The sequence below is a fragment of the Blautia sp. An81 genome, assembly GCF_002161285.1.
Taxonomy (GTDB): domain Bacteria; phylum Bacillota; class Clostridia; order Lachnospirales; family Lachnospiraceae; genus Blautia; species Blautia ornithocaccae.
The window spans coordinates 14,507-34,585 of the sequence record NZ_NFHH01000020.1 but is presented as its reverse complement, the minus strand read 5'-3'; the positions used below and the strand labels follow the sequence as shown (position 1 = coordinate 34,585).

Genomic DNA, 20,079 nt, shown 5'->3' with positions numbered 1-20,079 from the left:
ATGAAAACAGGAGGAGAAACAATGAATAAAAACTGGAAAATCCAGACAAATCCAAAAGCAGACCCGGAGAACATCCTTCAGGGAGAAAAATACAGGATTACTATGCTTACAGAAGGCCTTGTCAGGCTGGAATACAGTGAAGAGGGTATTTTTGAGGACCGGGCTACCCAGAGCGTGTGGAACCGGGATTTCCCTAAAGTAGACTTTACTTATAAAGAGACAGAAGAGCAGCTGGAAATCTTTACTTCTATGCTTCATCTGATCTATGACAAAAAGAAATTTTCGCCCAATGGTTTATCTATCCAGGCTGTGGGAAATTTCAGCGCCTATGGAAGTATCTGGCATTATGGACAGGACTTTCAGGACCTGAAGGGGACAGCCAGAACACTGGACGAGGCAGACGGAGAAATCCCTCTGGAAAGAGGGATTATCGGAAAAAATGGATTTTCCCTGCTGGATGACAGTAAGTCTCTCCTTCTTCGCGAGGATGGCTGGATAGAACCAAGGAGCCATCAGGAAGAGGATCTTTATTTCTGGGGCTATGGACATGAATATAAAAGGGCTCTGAAAGATTTCTATTATCTCTGCGGAAAAAGCCCTATGATTCCCAGATATGCCATGGGAAACTGGTGGAGCAGGTATTATAAATATACAGAGGAATCCTATAAAGAATTGATGAACCGATTTGAAAAGGAGAAAATTCCTTTTTCTGTGGCGGTTATTGATATGGACTGGCATCTGGTAGACATTGATCCAAAGTACGGAAGCGGGTGGACAGGATACACCTGGAATCGAGATCTGTTTCCAGACCCGGAGGAGTTCCTTCAGTGGCTCCATAACCGGAATATGAGAGTGACATTAAATGTCCACCCCGCAGACGGTGTTCGGGCTCACGAAGAGCAGTACAGGGCAGTGGCAGAAGAAATGGGAGTAGATTGGGAAAAAGAGCAGCCCATAAACTTTGACCCGGCAGATCCCAATTTCCTGGAAGCATGCTTTAAACATATTTTCCACCCTATGGAAAAACAAGGCGTGGATTTCTGGTGGCTTGACTGGCAGTCCGGAGGCCTCAGCAAGGTAGAAGGACTGGACCCTCTTTGGGTGCTGAACCATTACCATTATCTGGACAGTGGGCGAGAGGGAAAACGCCCTATGACTTTTTCCAGATACGCAGGACCGGGAAGCCACCGCTATCCCATAGGATTTTCCGGAGATACCATTGTGACCTGGGCATCTCTTGCTTTCCAGCCTTACTTTACAGCTACAGCCTCCAACATTGGATACGGCATGTGGAGCCATGACATCGGCGGCCATATGATGGGAATCAAAAATGATGAGATGGCAGGACGGTGGCTCCAGTTCGGAGTATTCTCTCCTGTTATGCGTCTTCACTCCAGCAACAGTGAGTTTAATGCCAAGGAACCCTGGAGATACCGGAAGGACATTGCAGATATGATGAAAGGTTTCCTGCAGCTGAGACACCGGATGGTACCTTATCTTTACACTATGAACTACCGGGCCTATGAGGAAGGTCTTCCTCTGGTTCTTCCTATGTACTACGACTATCCGGAAGAATGGGAAGCCTATGAAGTGCCGAATCAGTATTTCTTCGGAAACCAGCTTCTGTGTGCGCCTATTACAGCGCCTCAGATTGACCGCCTGAACGTAGGAAAAGTAAGGGCCTGGCTGCCAAAGGGAACCTGGTACGATGTGTTTACCGGAATGAAATACCGGGGTGGAAGAATGATGAACATGTATCGGGGACTGTCTTCCTTCCCTGTGCTGGCAAAAGCAGGGGCTATTATTCCTATGACAGAAGAGGTGGACAGTATCCAGAAAAATCCGGAAAAAATGTGTCTTCATGTTTATCCCGGCGCAGACGGAAGTTTTGTACTCTATGAAGACGACAGCGAAACAGAAGATTACAAAAAAGGGAAATTTGTAAAGACTCCTATGACTTTTTCCTGGGACAGCAGAGAGAATGCAGCAGAGCTGATAATCGAAAGCCCTCAGGGCAGCCAGGAGCTTCTGCCTCAGAAGAGAAACTGGAAGGTAATCTTCCATGAGGTAGCGCCCTGCCAGACAGAGGCAGCAGCAGAGCTTTCCAGAGAAAGCTTCCCGGAAACAACAGTAAGGATTTCGGTAGCAGGAGAAAGGAGACTGGGAGAAATCGCTTATGACAGAGAAAAAGCCAGTCTGAGCTGTGACCTGGGAGAATTAGATTCTGCACAGGAAATCCAGATTCTTCTGAGAAATATTAAAGAAAAAGAAAATGATATAGCGGCTTACGCCTTTGATTTCCTGAACCAAGCAGAGATTGAATTCGTCCTGAAGGACGTAATCTATCAGATGGTAAGAGATGCAGAAGATAAAACCATACTTTTATCCCAGCTTCAGGCCATGGAACTGGATTCAGAGCTGCTTGGGGTGCTGACAGAGATTATAACAGCGTAGAAAAAAATATAAAAAGAGAACAGGGGGCTGTCGCATTAGTCATATGTCAGGAATATTTACACATTTTATGCGAATTTGTCGAGCATAGCTTTGAGACCATAGGCTCAAAGCGGCACAGACTGAGCAATAAAATGTATAAATATTCTCGATTTTGATTAATGCGACAGCTCCCTGTCTGCAAAAAGGGCAGAATTTTTTGTTTTTACTGCAGTGCAGTCTGTTTTACCCGATTCAAGGCCTTAGATACTGCAGGGATGGAAATGATGATCACGGTTATAATTCCTTCTGCAACTAAATAGCTGTAGTTGTAGACAATAGGATATACACTGGTAAGTGCCTTTGGAAAATTGTCTGGCATGTAGTCCATCCAGTAGAGATAACCGCCCAGGGCGTGGAAAGCGCCTCTGGCGATGACGGCAGCTATGTAGCCTTTCAATAGACCATGTTTACTCTTTGCAAAGAATCCTGCTACGCCAAGAGCGGCAAAGGCCAGGATATAGTCGCAGCATACCTGAAACAAAGAAAGTACATAGGGTTCCTGGATAAACTGCAGGATACCGTAGGCCAGTCCTACCAGAATACCAGTCTTTGGACCATACCAGTTTGCTATAAGAACAATGAAAAGCATACTGCATAAAGTCACGCTTCCGCCCCAGGGCATATTGAACAGCTTCAGATAAGAGGTAATAAAAGCCAGCGCCATGGCCATGGCACAGAAAACAAGCTGTCTGGTTCCCATCTTTTTCTTCTCTGAAATCCTGCCTGCAAAGACAAGGGCTGCCACGAAAAGAAGAATCCCTGCGGCAATGCAGAGTACATATCCGGCGGTAGTCAGTCCTCCTTCTGCATTAACAAGAAATTGAAACATAAAAAATCCCTCCTGTTTCCAAGACTGAAAACAAAAGGGCTGTAGTAAAATAACGCATCCCTACGTTGGCATTATCCAAATCAGGTTATGGGTCGAAGCTTACAACTTCCTCTCAGCCTGTAACACAAGCTCCCCTTGTTATCAATCTTATGTAGTTTAACCGGACTTTATATTATACATATCAGGGAAAAATGTCAAGAGGGGAAATCGGACCGGAAAGGTCTTAAAAACAGACGGTCCGCTCTGCGAACCGCCTATTATTCATGACAGCAGACAGTTTATAGGTTGTGCTGCCTATTGTTTGAAAGCATTATAGTTTTCTCTGTTTTTATGCCATGATTGGCTTCATAGCTTCAGACAGCTTGTCTTTCTCTGCCTGAGCCTCTGCCAGGTCTTTGCCAAGGGTTGTATAGTATACTTTAATCTTTGGCTCTGTTCCTGAAGGACGAACGATAACAGTTTCCTTGTTCTCAAGTTTATAGATGAGAACATTGGCGGAAGGTAGTCCGGTTTCTTCCGGCTTTGTATAGTCGGTTACGCTTGTAACCTTGTATCCTGCGATTTCAGTAAGAGGATTCTTTCTCAGACCTTCCATGATTCCGGCCATTTTGTCCATGCCGCTTAATCCTGGGAATTCAAAACTGTCAATCTTGTTAAGGTAACGTCCGTACTGAGCATAGATTTCTTCCATTCTCTGTTTCAGAGAGCTTCCGATGCTTCTGTAGTAAGCAGCCATTTCGCAGATCAGCATAGAGCCGATAACAGCGTCTTTATCACGAACATAGGGACCTGCCAGATAGCCGTAGCTCTCTTCGAAACCGAAGATGAAACGGTCAACTTCTCCAGCAGCCTCTAACTGTGCGATCTGATCGCCGATCCATTTAAAGCCGGTGAGAACACTTCTTAATTCTACTCCGTAGTGCTCAGCTACAGCATCTGCCAGAGGAGTGGATACAATAGATTTTACAGCTACAGCTTTTTCAGGCATAGTGCCTTTTTCGATACGTCCTGCACAGATGTAGTCCAGAAGGAGTACGCCTACTTCATTTCCGCTTACCAGTTCATAGGAACCATCCGGGCATTTCATGGCAATGCCTACACGGTCTGCATCCGGGTCAGTGGCAAGCATCAGGTCGGCTCCGGTTTCTTTTGCCAGATTCAGTCCCTGCTCCAGAGCCTCGAAGATTTCCGGGTTCGGATAGCTGCAGGTGGTGAAATAGCCGTTAGGATATTCCTGATCAGGAACAATGGTGATATCGGTGATACCAATGTCCTTTAATACCTGAGTTACCGGTACAAGACCTGAACCATTCAGAGGGCTGTATACTAATTTCAGGCCGGCTGTTTTGCACAGACCTGGACGAACCTGTCTGGATTCGATAGCTTCATACAGGGCTTTCTTGCAGTCATCCCCTACAAAACGGATGAGACCTTCTTCAACGCCCTGAGCAAAGGACATATATTTTGCGCCGGTAAGTACATCTGTCTTCTGGATTTCTTCATATACAATAGCGGCGGCGTCATCAGTCATCTGGCAGCCATCGGGACCGTAAGCTTTATATCCATTGTATTTTGCAGGGTTATGAGATGCTGTTACCATGACACCTGCGTTGCAGTTGTAGTAACGTGTTGCAAAGGAAAGGGCCGGTACAGGCATTAAGGCGTCATAAATCCTTACCTTGATTCCATTTGCTGCCAGAACTCCAGCGGCATTCTTGGCAAACACATCACTTTTCAGACGGCTGTCGTAGCTGATAGCAACAGTCTGTGTGCCGCCCTGAGTTTTTACCCAGTTCGCAAGGCCCTGAGTAGCCTGGCGGACTACATAAATATTCATGCGGTTTGTTCCTGCTCCCAATACACCGCGAAGCCCGGCTGTACCGAATTTCAGGGCTACTGCAAAACGTTCTTTAATTTCATCATCGTTTCCTTCGATCCGGGATAATTCCGGATTTAAATCCGCATCCTCCAGATCTGCGTTTAACCAACGCTTATACTCTTCCTGATACATTTTTACCACTCCTACCATATTCTTTATAGTTTTTTTGTGAAATCATCACAATACATATTACTAATATACCATGTTTAAAGGCGAACGGCAATCATTCCCTGAAGGTTTTTACAGCGTTTTTACAGCTTATAAAGAAAAAAATAAAAGATGAAGACGGTAATCAGAGGATGATATGTAAAACAGCCCAAAGGCTGTCCCACGGTTCAGGAGTCGGTGTTGTCGCCGAGGCGTGCTTCTGATCTGCATTGCCATGGCAGCAGGCAGCGGCAAGGTGCTGACCCTTTCCACCTGCACCAATGGCGGCGCTGACCGCTTTATCATCATGCCTGTGGTGATTGCAGATTTCGTGAATGACCTGGGCGGACAACGCGGCGCGGGCGCTTTTGGCAGCACGGGAAAATAACTTATTGCTTTGAATAAATATTTTTTCGCATGGGTAATCTAAAAAACAGGGGGTAGCTATTATACGGATGTAACCAATCATATATTATATTGGTTACATTAGGGAGCAAAACGCGGTTTCAATGTGCTTTGCAGTAGTTGACAAGGGTATGTTTTTAGGATAAAATAAAGCAAACTTTATATTTTCCTAAAAATAAGGAGGTCATGTTATGCCATATATTGAGCGAGCATTGGAACGGAAATTTTTGCGTATGAGTTCCTTTTTCAAAGCAGTGCTTGTAACAGGTGCGCGGCAGGTTGGTAAAACTACCATGCTGAAACATTTGGCCGAGGGACAAAACCGCACTTACATTTCTATGGATAATACAATGGCAAGAACCCTGGCCCAAACAGATCCCGTATTGTTCTTTCAGACTTACAAGCCTCCAATCATCATTGATGAAATACAGAAAGCCCCGGAGCTGTTTGAACAGATTAAAATTATGTGCGATGAAACCGAAGAAAGAGGTTTATTCTGGCTGACCGGCTCCCAGCAGTATAAGATGATGAAAAATATCCGCGATACACTGGCCGGAAGAATCGGGATTCTGGAGCTATACAGCTTTTCCAAAAATGAAGTAGACGGAGAAGTTTTTACAAACAAACTGGATTTCTCTCTGCCGTGTCTTTTGGAGCGGCAGAAAACGGCAAAAAAGAATGATATTGTAGATGTGTTCGAGCATATCTGGCGCGGCGGGATGCCAGACGCGCTACGGGCCGATGCCGAGCAGAGACAGGAATATTTCAATTCTTATATTGAAACCTACCTGATGCGGGATGTGGCGGAAGAAGGCGGTATTACCGATTCTGTACGTTTCCGAAAATTTCTTACTGCCTGTGCTGCCTTGACAGCCGAGCAGGTAAATTATAAAACTTTGGCGGAGGCAGCCGAAATTTCTCAGCCCACAGCCAAAGAATGGCTGCGGATCTTGCAGGGATTAGGCATTGTCTATCTTCTGCCGCCCTTTGCCAATAATGAATTGAAGCGATTAACAAAAACACCCAAACTGTATTTCTGTGATACCGGACTGTGTGCCTATCTGTCTATGTGGCTTACCAGAGATACCCTGATGAATGGTGCCGTAAACGGACACTATTTTGAAAACTATGTTGTGATCGAGCTTTTGAAAAGTTTTTCTTACTCAGCAGATAAAGCAAACCTGACATACTACCGTGATTCTAACGCAAAAGAAATTGATGTGATTGTAGAAGAAAATGGATTGGTTCATCCGCTGGAAATCAAAAAATCTGCAAATCCTGATCGCAGAGAAATCAAAAAATACGAGGTGCTCGACAAGACAACCTTAGAACGTGGCAGCGGCGGTATTGTCTGCATGTGCGAAGAAGTAATACCGATTGATCAGAAAAACTGCTTTATTCCTTGTAATCTTATATAGATAATAGAAAGTGGTCAGCCTCCCTTATGTGTGACTGACCACTTCTATTTTTTACTATTCAGTTCTTTCATAATACCGAAGTTGTAGGACATCGCTTTGGAATCCAGCTTCTTTGCCTCTGCGATAAATTCGTTTAAGGCGGTAGGATTTGGATTGCCTTCATCAAAGAATTTCTCCACGTTGTTGATATAGTTGTTGGCCTGCCTAGCAAGCACACTGATTTTATTAGCAGAAGTTGGTAAAGCAGTTCAAGTCCAATTAGCAGGAATTTATATTTATGCATTTTATATCCATGCATGAATTTCTAAAAGAGAAAACGCCACAAATCCTTGGATTCATGGCGTTTATACGTTCCTGACTGGAGTCGAACCAGCGGCCTATTGCTTAGGAGGCAATCGCTCTATCCTACTGAGCTACAGGAACTTGTCTATATTATAACGGTTTTATGCAACCGCTACAACCAAATTATTCAGTTTTGGACTTGAACGGGCTGCCACCTTAGGAGGCGGTCCTCTATCCAGCCGAGCTATAGCGACATCTGCAGATTTCCTGCCTTTCTATGATACTATAACTTGTGTTTTTTGGCAAGCATTTATTTTTGATCTGCAGAAGGGGATAGCCTGTTTTTCATTCTGGATGCATCCCTATTCATCTTCGGACTGCCCATGATGTCCATGGAGATGCTTTAGGGAATTCTCTTCATCAGAGGAATCTTGTGAACCATCAAGGGGGCACTCCTGGGAATCCTCCATGTTTTCGGAATCACCAGACATAGGATTTTCCTGGAATTTTTCCTGAGAGTATTTCCAGATTAAATCCCGGATTTCAGTCATAGTCATATCCTGGATTTCTTCCAGGGAGATGCCGGCATCCAGGTCCTGAAGGATTTCCCAGGACTGATATTTTCCAAAAGAGAGACCAGCGTCGTGGGCGTGGTGGAGTTCTTCTGTATTGCTGGAATGGCAGTATACATTTTCATGTTCGGACATAGAGGACTCTACATTCTGCAGGATTTCGCTGCTTTGGGATTCATTGTCTCCGGCTACAGTCAGTACCACATCTGCATTATCGGCCAGATAGACTTCCATCTCTTCATCTGCCAGAAGGTTTTTCAGGGCTTCTGCATAATTCAGATACTTAAGGCTCAGATTATCCGCCAGATTCTGGCCGTCTTCGTTATATCCGGTGACCGAGACCACCCGATCAAAGCGATTAATTCCAAGTTCCAGAGAGGGGTTTACATCTACGCTGATAAAAGCAGTAGGCGTGAAGAACAGATAGGAGCCTCCGGCCAGGAAAACAAGGAGAGAGCAGGCTGCTGAGACTGCAAATCTCCGGAGGAAAGTTCTGGGAACATGGCCTTTCTTATATACATGCTCAAAAAGGTAATTTTTCGTATTGGATTTCAAAGCATCCCCGGCATGAACCTGATCAAAAGCAGCTTTTAATTTTTCCTTATTTTCCATGTTCATCCACCTCCTCCAATTTGGTTTTGAGAGCCTGTCTTCCACGGTTTAGAAGGGTATACACAGTATTTACATTTTTGTGAAGAATCCTGCTGATCTCTGCAGCGGAATATTCTTCGTAATAATAGAGATAAACAACATCCTTATATTTTGGGGGAAGAGACAAGACGGCTTCCAGGACATCACTGTAATCTGAGTCAGGTTCGCCTGGCTTTTCTATAATAGAATCCAGAGGAAGGGTCCTGCTTCTGAAAAAACTTTTCAGAAGATCTTTGCAGGCATTGATGGTTACCCGTATGATCCAGGCCCTTTCATGCTCGGAACTGTCAAAAACAGGAGCATGAAGGACATACTTTAAAAACACCGTCTGAAAAATATCTTCGGTGTCAGAATAATTTTTCAAATGAAGCATGCAGATCCTTTTTACAGTATCTCCGTATAGGTCTATGGCCCTGGAAGCCTCTTCCTCACTTCGCATTTCTTTTTCACGCCCTTCTTATTTATTCCTGCTTTCCGCCCGTAAATCCCCCAATTGTTCCGGACGTTAGTGTGTAAAGCAGTGATGAGAGAAACCGCTGTTTTTCCGGCAAGAATGTGTGCAGTTCCTGTGAGAACTATAATAATCGCAGATGCCATTCTTGTCTATATCTTCATAACAGTGTGATTTTTCCTGACACCAGCTGCATGCCTGAGGCTGTGGCGATGCCTGGCTTTCTGCAGCATTCTCCCAGCCGGAAGCAAATACTCCAGTAGTTACCAATAATGCAGCAGCCGTTCCAATAACTATTTTTTTGACAAATTTTCTCATAACAACACCCCTGATCTGAAAAATTTTATTTTCTGGTTTCACTATTTATACGATTGAGAAAGGGAATTTCATTCAAAATATTGAAAAAAGATATAAAATCTAAAAAATATTCTCATCAGGAAAATTAGATAAAACTGTCTGGAGGAATATGAAAATATTTAGACAAAGTTGACAAAAAATAGTCAAAATGTTATAATAAATTTAATTTAGGCGTATGTGCGATGTAGTGGATACGAATGGATTATAATCTAAGGACGATGAAGTGCTTGTTTTCTGACTATGCTCCAGCGAAGCATAGTTGGTTAATCAAGCGCTTTTTTGCTGTTATAAGGCTAAGGCAGACCAGAGACAGCAAAAGGAAGGAAATATATTGCCTTCCCGTCCTATCAGGAGGAGAGAGATGGATACAGAGGCTTTGATCAGTGCAATATGCGCAAGAGTCCTGGAAAAAGTCAGTGCTCTGGAAGAAGCCGGCCAGGGAAAAGACCTGGGGTCCTCCGATGAGGCATCGGAGCAGTGCCAGGGTTCTGGAAAGCCTAAAATACTGATCCTTACGGAGAAGCACGGCGAAATCTGCCATGAAACTCTGGAAAACCAGATACTGGCAAAAGAGTATAAAACAGAGTGCGCCCTTCTTGCTCAGGGTACCTGTAAGGCCGGGGATTATGAAGCTATTGTGGTATATACCCTGTCAAACGAAGCTCTGGGAAAACTGGCGGCGGGAATCTTTGACAGTGACTTTACCAGAATCTTCGGAGAAGCCCTTTTGCTGGGAAAGAAAATCCTGGTAGCCAGAGAAGGGGTAGAACTCTTTGCTTATAAAGATACGGCTCCCAAGGCCTATTTTGACAGGCTGGCGGAAAACCTGGAACTTCTGGAAAAAAGCGGAGTAATCCTGACTCCTCACAGCCGCATGGCAGCCCTTCTCACAGGCACAGAGACAGAAGCTGGAGCCGAAAAAGGAGACAGGGAGTGCCCGGCACAAAAAAAACAGGACAATACAGCACCCTGCCAGGAAGAAGAAATGATTTTAACTAAAAAAGTCATTACAGAGCGGGATATGGCCGCTATAAAGGAGAAAAAAATATCCAGAATCCTGGTGGGAGAAAAGACGATCTTCACGGATCTGGCAAGGGAATATGCTTCCAGATACGGTATTTCAGTAAGACGGGACACCTGCCCGGAAAAGAAGGGAGAGTAGAGGATGAAGACAGCAAGAGTGATCGGAAATATCTGGGCCACCAGAAAGGAAGAAAAACTGGCGGGCCTGAAGCTTCTGGTACTCCAGCCTTTAAATCTGCTGGATGACTCTCCCATAGAGTATCCCATTGTAGCGGCGGATATTATCGGCGCAGGAGTGGGAGAAAAGGTAATCTATGTAGGAGGCAGCTCCGCCAGAGGGGCAGCCGGAGGCATGGATATTCCCGTAGACGCTACCGTGGTGGGGATTGTAGACGATCAGGAAATCGAAGAAGATCTGGTAGAAGGAAAGCGGTGATGCCATGGAATTTTTAGAATTGATCCAATCTGCAGGAGTAGCCGGAGCCGGCGGGGCTGGATTTCCCACCCATGTAAAGCTGAAGGCTAAAGCAGAATATTTCATAGTAAACGGGGCAGAGTGCGAGCCGCTGATCGAAACGGATAAGTATCTGTGCAGGACCTATCCGGAGAGAATCGTGGAGACCACAGCAAAAATCGCTTCCCATCTGGGAGCGGCTCACGGCGTCATTGCCCTGAAGGGAGAATACAAAAGAGAGATCCAGGCCCTGTCCCAGGCCATAGAAAAGCTGAATGCATCGGTAGAAATCTTTCAGTCAGAGGCATTCTACCCGGCAGGAGACGAGCAGGTCCTGGTCTGGAATGTAACAGGCAGGAGCATTCCTGAGAAGGGACTGCCTCTGGACGTAGGCTGTGTAGTAGATAATGTAGGGACTGTGCTGTCTATAGCAGATGCGCTGGAGGGAACCCCGGTCTGTGAGAAATTTCTTTCTGTAACAGGGGCGGTAAAAGAGACAAAGATGTTTCATGTGCCTCTGGGAACATTGATCACAGATATATTGAAAGAAGCGGAAATCATCCCCCGGGATTATGCAGTGATCCTGGGAGGCCCTATGATGGGAAAAATGCTCCGGACCCAGGAAGAAATCCAGAGCGCTGTGGTAACAAAGACTACAGGAAATCTTCTGGTCCTTCCGAAGGACCATTATCTGGTAAGGCGCAGTGAGAAAACCGTGCCTCAGATGATCCACATTGCAAAATCTGCCTGTATCCAGTGCAGGATGTGCACCGATATGTGCCCCCGTTTCCTTATCGGCCATGAGGTAAGACCTAATATGGTCATGAGAAATCTCTGGAGAGAAAACCTCATAAATTCTTCTGAGAAAGCGGAAAAAGCCTTTGGAAGCGCAGTAAACTGCTGTTCCTGCGGTGTCTGCGAAATGTTCGCCTGTCCAATGGGATTGTCACCGAGAAAAATGAATGAATATGCAAAAGGTATTTTGAACAAATGGGAAGTAAAATCTGAGAGAAATATGGCTCCCCAGGCCAGAGCTGGAATTGAGCACAAGAAGATTCCTACAAAAAGGCTGATCGCCCGGCTGGGACTTGCCCCCTATGTGTCTCAGAAACTGCCGGTTTTTCAAGAACTGGATGTAAATACATGTTACCTTCCTCTACGTCAGCATATCGGAAAGCCGGCAGTTCCCGTGGTACATCCGGGACAGCATGTGGAAAAGGGAGAACTGGCTGCCAAAGCCGCAGAGGGGCTTTCCCTTAACATTCACACTGGTATGGCCGGAGTGGTGACAGAAGTCACCCAGGAAGGCATTAAAATCTGCAGGGAGGAGGTATAAGCTATGAGCAGCAAAGCAATCGGAATGATAGAACTGTCCAGTATTGCCAGAGGAATCGAAGTCAGCGATTACATGGTAAAGGCCGCTCAGGTGGAGCTCCTTCGGGCCTCCACTGTATGCCCGGGAAAGTATGTGGTCATTGTAGGAGGAGATACAGGAGACGTAAAGGCCTCTATGGAGGCGGGACTGGCACAGGGAGGAGAATTTGTGGTGGACTCCCTGCGGATTTCCAATGTCCATGAACAGCTTATTCCGGCACTTTCCGGTACAGTAACAGTAGAAAATCCCCAGGCAGTGGGAGTTGTGGAATTCTATTCCATGGCCTCCGCTATCCTGGCAGCGGATGAGGCAGCAAAAGCGGCCAATATCACTTTGATCGAAGTCCGGATGGGCTATGCAGTAGGCGGAAAAGGCTTTGTTACACTTACAGGAGACGTAGGTGCAGTAAGAGCCGCAGTAGAAGCCGCAAAGAGGGATAAAGAGCTCTATGTGGAAAGCACAGTTATCCCAAGACCGGCGCCTCAGGTATTTCAGTCTCTTTTATAAGGCAGATGAAAAGAAAATTTCAAAGAGACCATTTTCAAAGGACAGCAGCAGTACACTAGAGAAACATGAAATCACAAAAAGGAGGAGGATCTATGTTTCAAGAACTAATAGATAATATTACAAATGTCGGCGTTTTTACTGAGAGCATAAGCGGATGGGTTCAGAATATTTCTATTAACTCTGTAATCATCCTGATCATGATGATCTTTATGCTGGTAGGAGCTATTGACAAAATTCGGGGGAATAAAAAAGGATATGGAGAAAAATTTGAAGAAGGCTTCAACGCGATGGGCCCTCTGGCCATGGCTATGGCAGGAGTTGTAGCTGCAGCGCCGGTACTCTCCGTTATCCTGGAACCAATCATTGTGCCGATTTACAGACTGTTCGGCGCAGATGCTTCCATGTTTGCAACTACCCTTCTGGCCTGCGACATGGGCGGATATCCCCTGGCTATGGAGCTTGCCTCTAATGATACCATTGGAAACTTTTCAGGACTGATCCTGGGAACCATGATGGGACCGACCCTGGTATTCACCATTCCAGTTGCCCTTTCTATCATTAAAAAGAAAGACAGAGCTTATCTGGGAGCCGGTATCCTGGCAGGTATGATCACCATTCCTATTGGCTGTATCGTAGGCGGTCTTGTAATGAACATGACCCAGTATAAGATTGATATCATCACCATTCTTGTAAACCTGATTCCGGTTATTATCATTGCAGCCCTGATCGTCATCGGTCTGTGGATAATCCCCGGCAAGATGATCAGCGGATTTAACAAGTTTGGAACAGGCGTTACCATTGTGATCACAGCGCTGACTGCCATTGCTGTTTTCGAATATCAGACAGGCATTGAATTCCCGCTGTTTAACCTTATGGTAGAGCCAGACGCAGAGGGAACCATTCCTCTGGAATCCGGACTTCTTACCTGCGGACAGATTTCTATCGTATTGATCGGAGCATTCCCTATGGTAGAGTGGATCACCCGTACATTCGGAAAACCACTGAACGCCCTTGGAAAGAAACTGGGCATGAACGAGACAGGATGCGCAGGTCTGGTAGCTACACTGGCAAACAATATTGCTATGTTTAACGTTATGGGCGACATGAATCCAAAAGGAAAACTTCTCAACGTTGCCTTTGCTGTAAGTGCAGCCTTCGTATTCGGCGACCACCTGGGATTTACCGCCGGCGTAAACTCCGACATGATCTTCCCGGTTATCGTAGGAAAACTTGTAGCAGGTATTACTGCGCTTATCCTTGCAAATGTCCTGGCGCCGAAGCTCCTTGACAAAGTACAGTCTACCATTAAAGCTCAGGGCGGAGACGACGAGGAATAGACGGAAGTTTTGAACCAAAGGCTCCGGCCCGGGGATACGGGCCGGAAAAAGACTGGAACCCAGAAGGGAGAGGGATAATGAACGTAAGTGAAGAATTAGTGCGGCAGATCGTACAGAAGATCCTGGAAGAATCTGCAGTGCAGAATACAGAAAAAGAAGACTTTGTAAAAGAAAAAGATCCCAGCGGTATTATCAAGATCAAGACAGATACAGTAAAATGCGAGAGATTTGAGCAGGACGGCGTAAGTCTTAAAGACGTGGTTACTCTGGAGGAAGCTCCCAGGATGGGCTGCGGGATCATGGAACTGGATCATACCAGCTTTGAATGGACACTGACCTATGATGAGTATGACATGGTCATTGACGGAGTTCTGGAAATTGAGATTGACGGCAGGGTGCTGACAGCAAATCCGGGGGATATCATTTATATTCCTAAAAACTCACATATCCATTTCCAGACGCCTTCCACTGCAAGATATGCATATTTCGTATATCCGGCAGACTGGCAGTAGAATATGCCGTAAATGGACAGCAGAAAGGAGACGGACATGGAGATACGCTTTGTAAAGCCGGAAGAGGTAAGGCAGCTTCAGAGAAATGTAGTCACTGGCTTTCCATCCAAGACGCCTCCGGAGCTCCTGAAAAATATGCCGGAAGAACTGGTAAGTCCCCAGGAAGGCCGGTACCTGGGCTGCTTTGATGATGAAGGTGTTCTGATCGGCTCTCTGCTGATGATGGATTTCCAGCAGAATATAAGGGGAAAACTGATGAAAATGGGAGGCATCGCCTATGTTTCCACCGGTTTTCTCCGAAAAAAAGAGCATGTGGCAAGAAATATGATCCGGGTAGCCATAGGAGTCTTTGCAGGGACAGGAACCCCAGTGGGAGGCCTTCATCCCTTTAACCCGGCTTTCTATGGGAAAATGGGTTATGGCTACTGCAACGAAAGCATGATGTTTTCTCCCAAGCCTCAGTATATCCGTTCCTTCGGACACAAGGAGCACCTGGGATATGCCAGGGAAGAAGACAAGGAGGAGATATTGAAGCTGTACCGGAGAGTGGCAGAGAAGACTCATGGAGCCACCATCCATCCCTATATGGACGTTCACCGTATTTTCGACATGCCTTATGTGGTTGTGTGCAGGAGAGATGGAAGGATTACCGGATATCTTACATTTGAATTTACTTCTGTAGATCACTATACAGACATGTATCATGACCTGACGGTCCGGGAAATGCTGTATGAAGATATGGATACTTTGGAAGAATTCCTCACATTCTTTGCCTCACAGACCGACCAGATTGAAAGGGTGCGAATTTATACTTCTGAAGAAAATTTCCAGATGTATTTCTCAAATCCAGACAGCGGAGAAAACAGAGCCTATGACGGGGCCATCCAGGAGATTGCCAGGAAAAACATGGGTCATATGTTCCGGATCCTCAGTGTGGAAAACTATTTCCGAGAACAGGATCACTGTGAGGCAAAGACAGAGAGAAACTTTACCCTGGAGCTTCAGGTGGAGGATACCTTTGTGGAAGAGAACAACCGGAGCTTCTTCCTCAGGATAGAAGGAGAAAAGGTAAATCTCCTTGATAGCAGTAAAGAACCTGACCGGGCAGATGTAAAGCTGAAGACTAATATTGCCGACCTGTCCAGCCTGGTAATGGGAGCCATTCCCCTGAAAGAAATTCTCTGGAGCAGGAGAATGAGCTGCAGTGACGAAAGCTATGCAGGAGATATACAGAAAGCCATAGGGTGGAGTGAGAAACCTAAGAATTATACTTACTTCTAAACAAGAAAGAATATCTGAAAAGGATGACTGGAAAAAAACCAGAGGACTGTAAGGGGAAAATGATATAGTCCTCTGGTTTTTTACGGAAATTCATACATTAGTATATGTAAATAACAGGTTGAAAAAGAGAGTTTCAGGCTCTGCCTCTTCTGAGAAAGCCAATCATGTCCTGGAACCATTCCACAGCAGTTCTTTCCTTTTCTTGCTTCTCACAGTCTGTGGCTTCACATGCCAGAGCAAGTCCATGTCTGCCTTCTTCATATACGTGGAGTTCAAAAGGTACCTGGTACTCAGAGAGTTTTTCTGCAAAATGCAGGCTGTTCCGCACATCCAGCAGTTCATCCTGAAAGGTATGCCAGATAAAACAAGGAACGGTATTTTTATTTACATAACTTAATGGGCTGCATTTTTCTATAATATCCATGTCTGGATCTTTCGTTCCTGTCATCACTGTATTAACCTGATCCATTAGGTTTGTAGGACTTTTTCTACGCATGGTTTCTACGAGAACATAGTCTGCCATAGGATATGCTAGGACTGCTGCGGAGATTTTTAAATCTTCACTTTTACATCCGCAGGTTTTGCAAAGCCATTTGTCTTTCCACAAAGAGCTGTACATTGCGCATAGATGTCCTCCGGCAGAGAAGCCGCAGATACTGATCTTGTCCGGATCTACTTCCCACTCATCTGCATGCTGCTTGATAATAAGGATAGCTTTTGCTAGATCTATTATTGGCTGAGGCTGTTTTGTGTATTCATCGGTTCCTACATGATAACGGAATACAAAACTATGAAAACCTTCCCCATTATATTTTAGAGCAATGGGTTCGCCTTCTTTATCTGACAAAAACTGATATGCACCTCCAGGGCAGACAATCACAGCCGGCTTTTTTTCGCCTACCTTTACTTCACGGGAGGGAGAAAGGAGATAAGTAACCAGCTTTACATCTGGAACTTCAGGATTTAATGAAATCTCTTTATGTATCATAGATAATATCCTCCTATCCTTTAACTGCGCCTACAGTCATTCCCTTAATGAACTGTTTCTGAAGGCAGAGAAATACAATGATTACCGGGATCGCAGATAAAAGAATGCCAGCCATAGCTGTGGAATAATCTTTTGCGTGTTCGGAAAACAGAAGTTTCAGTGCCAGTGTAACAGTTCTTAAATTTTCTCTGCTTACCATAAGGCTGGTAAGAAGAAAGTCATTCCAGATAGTGAAAGACTGAACAATAATCATGGTTGCCATAGAGGCTTTTCCAAGAGGCAGCACAATTGTGAAAAATGTTCGGTATACGTTGCATCCGTCAATACGGGCGGCTTCTTCTAGTTCTACAGGAATAGTTGACATAAAATTCGTTTGAAGAAAAATTCCAAAGGACATTCCTGTAGAAATATAAAGCAGTATAATTCCTATTCTGGAATTTACCATTCCCAAACCATTCCAGATCTGATAGATGGGAAGCATCAAAGCCTGAGAAGGGACAAGAATACCGATCACAAAATATACAAGAGCAAACCGGAAGAACCTGTTTTTTCCTCTTGCAATGGCCCAGGCAGTCATGGTACATAATAGTGCCATGATCAATACACTGACAGCTGTATAGAATAAAGAATTCAAGAACGCTATATCCAGATGAAGCTTATCAATGGCATTTATAAAGTTGTCAAAACTGGGATCTCCGGGCAGTGAAAGGGGACTGTCCAGATACAATTCTTTTTTAGTTTTAAATGCAAAGTTTACAATCATTAGGATAGGGAACAGGAACAGTATTCCGATTATTGTTGCCAGCGTCTGGAGCAATACCCCCTGTATACCAAATTTTTTCTTTGTCATAGCTGTACCTCCTTCTTCTTAAAGAATTTCAGCTGTACTAGTGCAATGACAAGCAGCAGGATAATCAGTGTGACTGCAATGGAAGAACCATATCCATATTGCTTATGCTCAAATATTGCCGTATACAGATAATAGATGATGGAAGTAGAAGCCCTTCCCGGCCCACCCTCGGTAGAGGTTACCAGGATATCATATGTCTTCAATGCGCCGGTAGTCAGACCTATGGTACAGGTGGTGATGGCCGGCATAAGAAGAGGAATAGTGATTTTAAAAAATTGCTGAATACTATTTGCACCGTCAATGCGGGCTGCCTCGTAATAGTCGGTGGATATAGATTGTAAAGCTGCTAGATAAATCATCATCCACAGGCCAGTCCATTGCCACACATTGGCTATGGTAAGTCCTGCCACAACTGTGTCTGCACTGCCTAAAAGCTGCACATTCCAGTCCAGGTGAAGCTTTTCCATGATTCCAGGAAGCACTACTGCATAAATTTTATTCCAGACGAAACCTGTTACAATAGAGCTGAACAGACAAGGAATAAATACAATAGCCCTGTATATTTTGGCGAGTCTCACTGCTTTGTCGAAAAGAACGGCTAGAAGCAGGGTGAGGATATCTGCCAGAAATGCATTTATCATGGCGAAGACAATAGTAAATTTCCAAGCTTCTCCTACACTGGGATCTTGGAAGATTTTCAGATAATTCTGTATTCCAACAAAGTTAATATGAGAACTAAAACCGTCCCATTCAGTGAAAGAATAATAAAGACACATAAAAATAGGAAGGATAATGCCTATAGAAAATAAGACAAAGGCAGGGAGAAGCAGTGTGCCGTACTGGATTTCCATTTTTTTGTGTAAAGAACTTTTGTTTTTCATATATGTATACCCCATTTGAAAGAGCGGCGGCTTCTGAAATAATCTAGAAGCCGCCGAACTTGTTACTCTTCTATAGTTTTAAATCCACAGACATCTCTTCTGCCGTCAGCAGCATCTAAAGCTTCGTCCAATGTCATATTTCCGTGAAGCCACTCAGAAAGATCACTGGAACATTCATCCCAGAAACCAGATGCCGGAAGCTGATTCGTTATGATATTCTGGTCAATGATTTGGCCGTTATTTACATATTCATCAATATCTGGCTGACAGGGATTGTTGAAAGTAACTTGTGTTCCGTCTATAAGAGAACCTTCTGCAATAGCGTCGCATACCTGTCCGGCTATCTCAGGATCTGTAAGTAGCTCAAAAATATCATCGATTTCTTCAGAGTATTCGGAGTCCGCAGATTTAAAGAATGTCAGATCCGGCTCAAAGATCAGTTTGTTCTGCCCCTGGGAATCCGGAACTGCAAATACGCCAAATTCAAAATCTTCATCCAGAGAAATATAATTGTTGATGCACCAGGAACCGTCCATCTGCATTGCCGCTTCGCCCTGTACGAACCTGGCGTCACAGGTAGTCTGGTCTACAGAATAAGTATCCTCCCAGGAATGGTCCATCATGTATTTTACACGCTCATAACCTTCTCTGAATTCTGTATCGGTGGCGCTTCTTTCTCCGTCTTTAAACTCCTGTCCCCAGTTTTCGCTTACAGCCATCAGGTTATTTCCGGTCACAATGGCTGTAGTATAAAGTATATTTTCCATATAATGGGTGGCAAAAGGGGTGACCCCGTTGCTTTCCAGGATGTTCACGATCTCCTCAATATCGTCCCAGGACTGAGGAATCTCCAGATCATACTCGTCGAAGATTTCTTTGTTGTAGAAAATCCCTCCATAAAGAGCGGTATAGCTCATTCCAAGGACTTTGTCATCAACAGTAACACCTGGAAGGGCTGCTTCATTTACCTTTTCCATATATGGCTTGTCAGTCAGATCTTCCCAGACGCCATAACTTCCGTAATTATTAGCATCCTGAGATTTGCCGATCACGATGTCTGGCATTCCGGACTGCATATATTGCTGCATCTTTCCCTGAAGATCATTCCAGCTGATGGTCTCCCACTCCAGGGTGATCTCCGGGAAATTTTCACTGACTGCTTCATCAATAATATCTGAATAATCAGTACCTGTAGCCAGTACGCGGATGGTGATATTCTCTTTTCCGCTGCCTTCTCCCCCGCCCCCGGAAGAGGAGCCGCATCCTGCGGCGCAGGCTGCGATCATAGAACCAGTCAGACAAACTGCCAATAATTTTTTTGCTTTCATATTATTCGACCTCCTTTTGAGCTTATTATAAACATTGGGAAGACGAAGTATTAGAAATA

20 protein-coding genes, 1 tRNA gene and 1 riboswitch are annotated in these 20,079 nt (G+C 44.8%); of the genes, 10 read left to right on the top strand and 11 right to left on the bottom strand.

Annotated elements, in window-relative coordinates; all coding sequences use genetic code 11:
- The first annotated feature begins 21 nt into the window (after window positions 1-21).
- Window positions 22-2,454, top strand: a complete 2,433-nt coding sequence (locus B5G33_RS15305) for a glycoside hydrolase family 31 protein (RefSeq protein WP_087418239.1) — start codon at window positions 22-24, stop codon at window positions 2,452-2,454.
- Between the two features lie 202 nt (window positions 2,455-2,656).
- On the opposite strand, the gene B5G33_RS15300 is transcribed toward B5G33_RS15305, so the two are convergent.
- Both B5G33_RS15300 and B5G33_RS15295 read right to left on the bottom strand, forming a co-directional pair.
- A complete protein-coding gene (locus tag B5G33_RS15300; protein WP_087273279.1) occupies window positions 2,657-3,322 on the bottom strand; it encodes an energy-coupled thiamine transporter ThiT in 666 nt (221 codons plus the stop codon).
- Between the two features lie 40 nt (window positions 3,323-3,362).
- Window positions 3,363-3,468, bottom strand: a riboswitch (TPP riboswitch).
- A 182-nt stretch (window positions 3,469-3,650) separates the two neighbouring features.
- Window positions 3,651-5,333, bottom strand: coding sequence for a phospho-sugar mutase (locus B5G33_RS15295; protein ID WP_087418238.1), 1,683 nt, complete (start codon window positions 5,331-5,333; stop codon window positions 3,651-3,653).
- Window positions 5,334-5,583: 250 nt separating this feature from the next.
- Between B5G33_RS15295 and B5G33_RS22020 the strand changes: the two genes are divergently transcribed.
- Window positions 5,584-5,736: a hypothetical protein gene (locus tag B5G33_RS22020; RefSeq protein WP_242974717.1), complete on the top strand. Its 153-nt coding sequence runs from the start codon at window positions 5,584-5,586 to the stop codon at window positions 5,734-5,736.
- Window positions 5,737-5,944: 208 nt separating this feature from the next.
- Window positions 5,945-7,171 (top strand): ATP-binding protein, encoded by a 1,227-nt coding sequence (locus B5G33_RS15285; protein WP_087418237.1) that lies wholly within the window; start codon window positions 5,945-5,947, stop codon window positions 7,169-7,171.
- Between the two features lie 44 nt (window positions 7,172-7,215).
- Here the strand turns inward: B5G33_RS15285 and B5G33_RS15280 are convergent, their stop codons facing one another.
- The 5 genes from B5G33_RS15280 to B5G33_RS15260 all read right to left on the bottom strand — a co-directional run bounded on the left by B5G33_RS15280 (window position 7,216) and on the right by B5G33_RS15260 (window position 9,445).
- Window positions 7,216-7,386, bottom strand: a complete 171-nt coding sequence (locus B5G33_RS15280) for a hypothetical protein (RefSeq protein ID WP_242971352.1) — start codon at window positions 7,384-7,386, stop codon at window positions 7,216-7,218.
- 134 nt (window positions 7,387-7,520) lie between these two features.
- Window positions 7,521-7,594 (bottom strand) — tRNA-Arg (locus B5G33_RS15275).
- 221 nt (window positions 7,595-7,815) lie between these two features.
- Window positions 7,816-8,637 carry an anti-sigma-I factor RsgI family protein gene (locus tag B5G33_RS15270; protein WP_087273289.1) on the bottom strand — a complete coding sequence of 274 codons (822 nt, stop codon included), beginning with the start codon at window positions 8,635-8,637 and terminating at the stop codon, window positions 7,816-7,818.
- Window positions 8,627-9,115: an RNA polymerase sigma factor gene (locus B5G33_RS15265; RefSeq protein ID WP_087273291.1), complete on the bottom strand. Its 489-nt coding sequence runs from the start codon at window positions 9,113-9,115 to the stop codon at window positions 8,627-8,629. Before B5G33_RS15265 ends, B5G33_RS15270 begins: the two co-directional genes overlap by 11 nt.
- 66 nt (window positions 9,116-9,181) lie before the next feature.
- Entirely contained in the window at window positions 9,182-9,445 is a 264-nt protein-coding gene (locus B5G33_RS15260; protein ID WP_087273293.1) for a hypothetical protein, read from the bottom strand.
- Between the two features lie 400 nt (window positions 9,446-9,845).
- Between B5G33_RS15260 and B5G33_RS15255 the strand changes: the two genes are divergently transcribed.
- The 7 genes from B5G33_RS15255 to B5G33_RS15225 all read left to right on the top strand — a co-directional run bounded on the left by B5G33_RS15255 (window position 9,846) and on the right by B5G33_RS15225 (window position 15,973).
- Entirely contained in the window at window positions 9,846-10,646 is an 801-nt protein-coding gene (locus B5G33_RS15255; protein ID WP_087418236.1) for a hypothetical protein, read from the top strand.
- A gap of 3 nt (window positions 10,647-10,649) precedes the next feature.
- The gene (locus tag B5G33_RS15250; RefSeq protein ID WP_087273298.1) at window positions 10,650-10,943 is read left to right on the top strand and encodes a EutN/CcmL family microcompartment protein; all 294 of its coding nucleotides are present in this window, start codon (window positions 10,650-10,652) and stop codon (window positions 10,941-10,943) included.
- A gap of 4 nt (window positions 10,944-10,947) precedes the next feature.
- Complete coding sequence (locus B5G33_RS15245) at window positions 10,948-12,297, top strand: 4Fe-4S dicluster domain-containing protein (RefSeq protein ID WP_087418235.1); 1,350 nt, start codon at window positions 10,948-10,950, stop codon at window positions 12,295-12,297.
- A gap of 3 nt (window positions 12,298-12,300) precedes the next feature.
- Entirely contained in the window at window positions 12,301-12,843 is a 543-nt protein-coding gene (locus B5G33_RS15240) for a BMC domain-containing protein (RefSeq protein WP_087273302.1), read from the top strand.
- A 92-nt stretch (window positions 12,844-12,935) separates the two neighbouring features.
- Complete coding sequence (locus B5G33_RS15235; RefSeq protein ID WP_087273304.1) at window positions 12,936-14,180, top strand: ethanolamine utilization protein EutH; 1,245 nt, start codon at window positions 12,936-12,938, stop codon at window positions 14,178-14,180.
- Between the two features lie 77 nt (window positions 14,181-14,257).
- Complete coding sequence (locus tag B5G33_RS15230; protein WP_087418234.1) at window positions 14,258-14,692, top strand: cupin domain-containing protein; 435 nt, start codon at window positions 14,258-14,260, stop codon at window positions 14,690-14,692.
- 36 nt (window positions 14,693-14,728) lie between these two features.
- Window positions 14,729-15,973, top strand: coding sequence for a GNAT family N-acetyltransferase (locus B5G33_RS15225; RefSeq protein ID WP_087418233.1), 1,245 nt, complete (start codon window positions 14,729-14,731; stop codon window positions 15,971-15,973).
- A gap of 133 nt (window positions 15,974-16,106) precedes the next feature.
- On the opposite strand, the gene B5G33_RS15220 is transcribed toward B5G33_RS15225, so the two are convergent.
- The 4 genes from B5G33_RS15220 to B5G33_RS15205 form a co-directional block, all read right to left on the bottom strand.
- Window positions 16,107-16,961: an alpha/beta hydrolase gene (locus tag B5G33_RS15220; RefSeq protein ID WP_087418232.1), complete on the bottom strand. Its 855-nt coding sequence runs from the start codon at window positions 16,959-16,961 to the stop codon at window positions 16,107-16,109.
- Between the two features lie 13 nt (window positions 16,962-16,974).
- Window positions 16,975-17,811 carry a carbohydrate ABC transporter permease gene (locus B5G33_RS15215; protein ID WP_087418231.1) on the bottom strand — a complete coding sequence of 279 codons (837 nt, stop codon included), beginning with the start codon at window positions 17,809-17,811 and terminating at the stop codon, window positions 16,975-16,977.
- A complete protein-coding gene (locus B5G33_RS15210) occupies window positions 17,808-18,452 on the bottom strand; it encodes a carbohydrate ABC transporter permease (RefSeq protein WP_204247405.1) in 645 nt (214 codons plus the stop codon). The genes B5G33_RS15215 and B5G33_RS15210 overlap by 4 nt, the downstream gene beginning before the upstream one ends.
- A 302-nt stretch (window positions 18,453-18,754) precedes the next feature.
- Complete coding sequence (locus B5G33_RS15205) at window positions 18,755-20,020, bottom strand: ABC transporter substrate-binding protein (protein WP_087418229.1); 1,266 nt, start codon at window positions 20,018-20,020, stop codon at window positions 18,755-18,757.
- Window positions 20,021-20,079 lie beyond the last annotated feature (59 nt).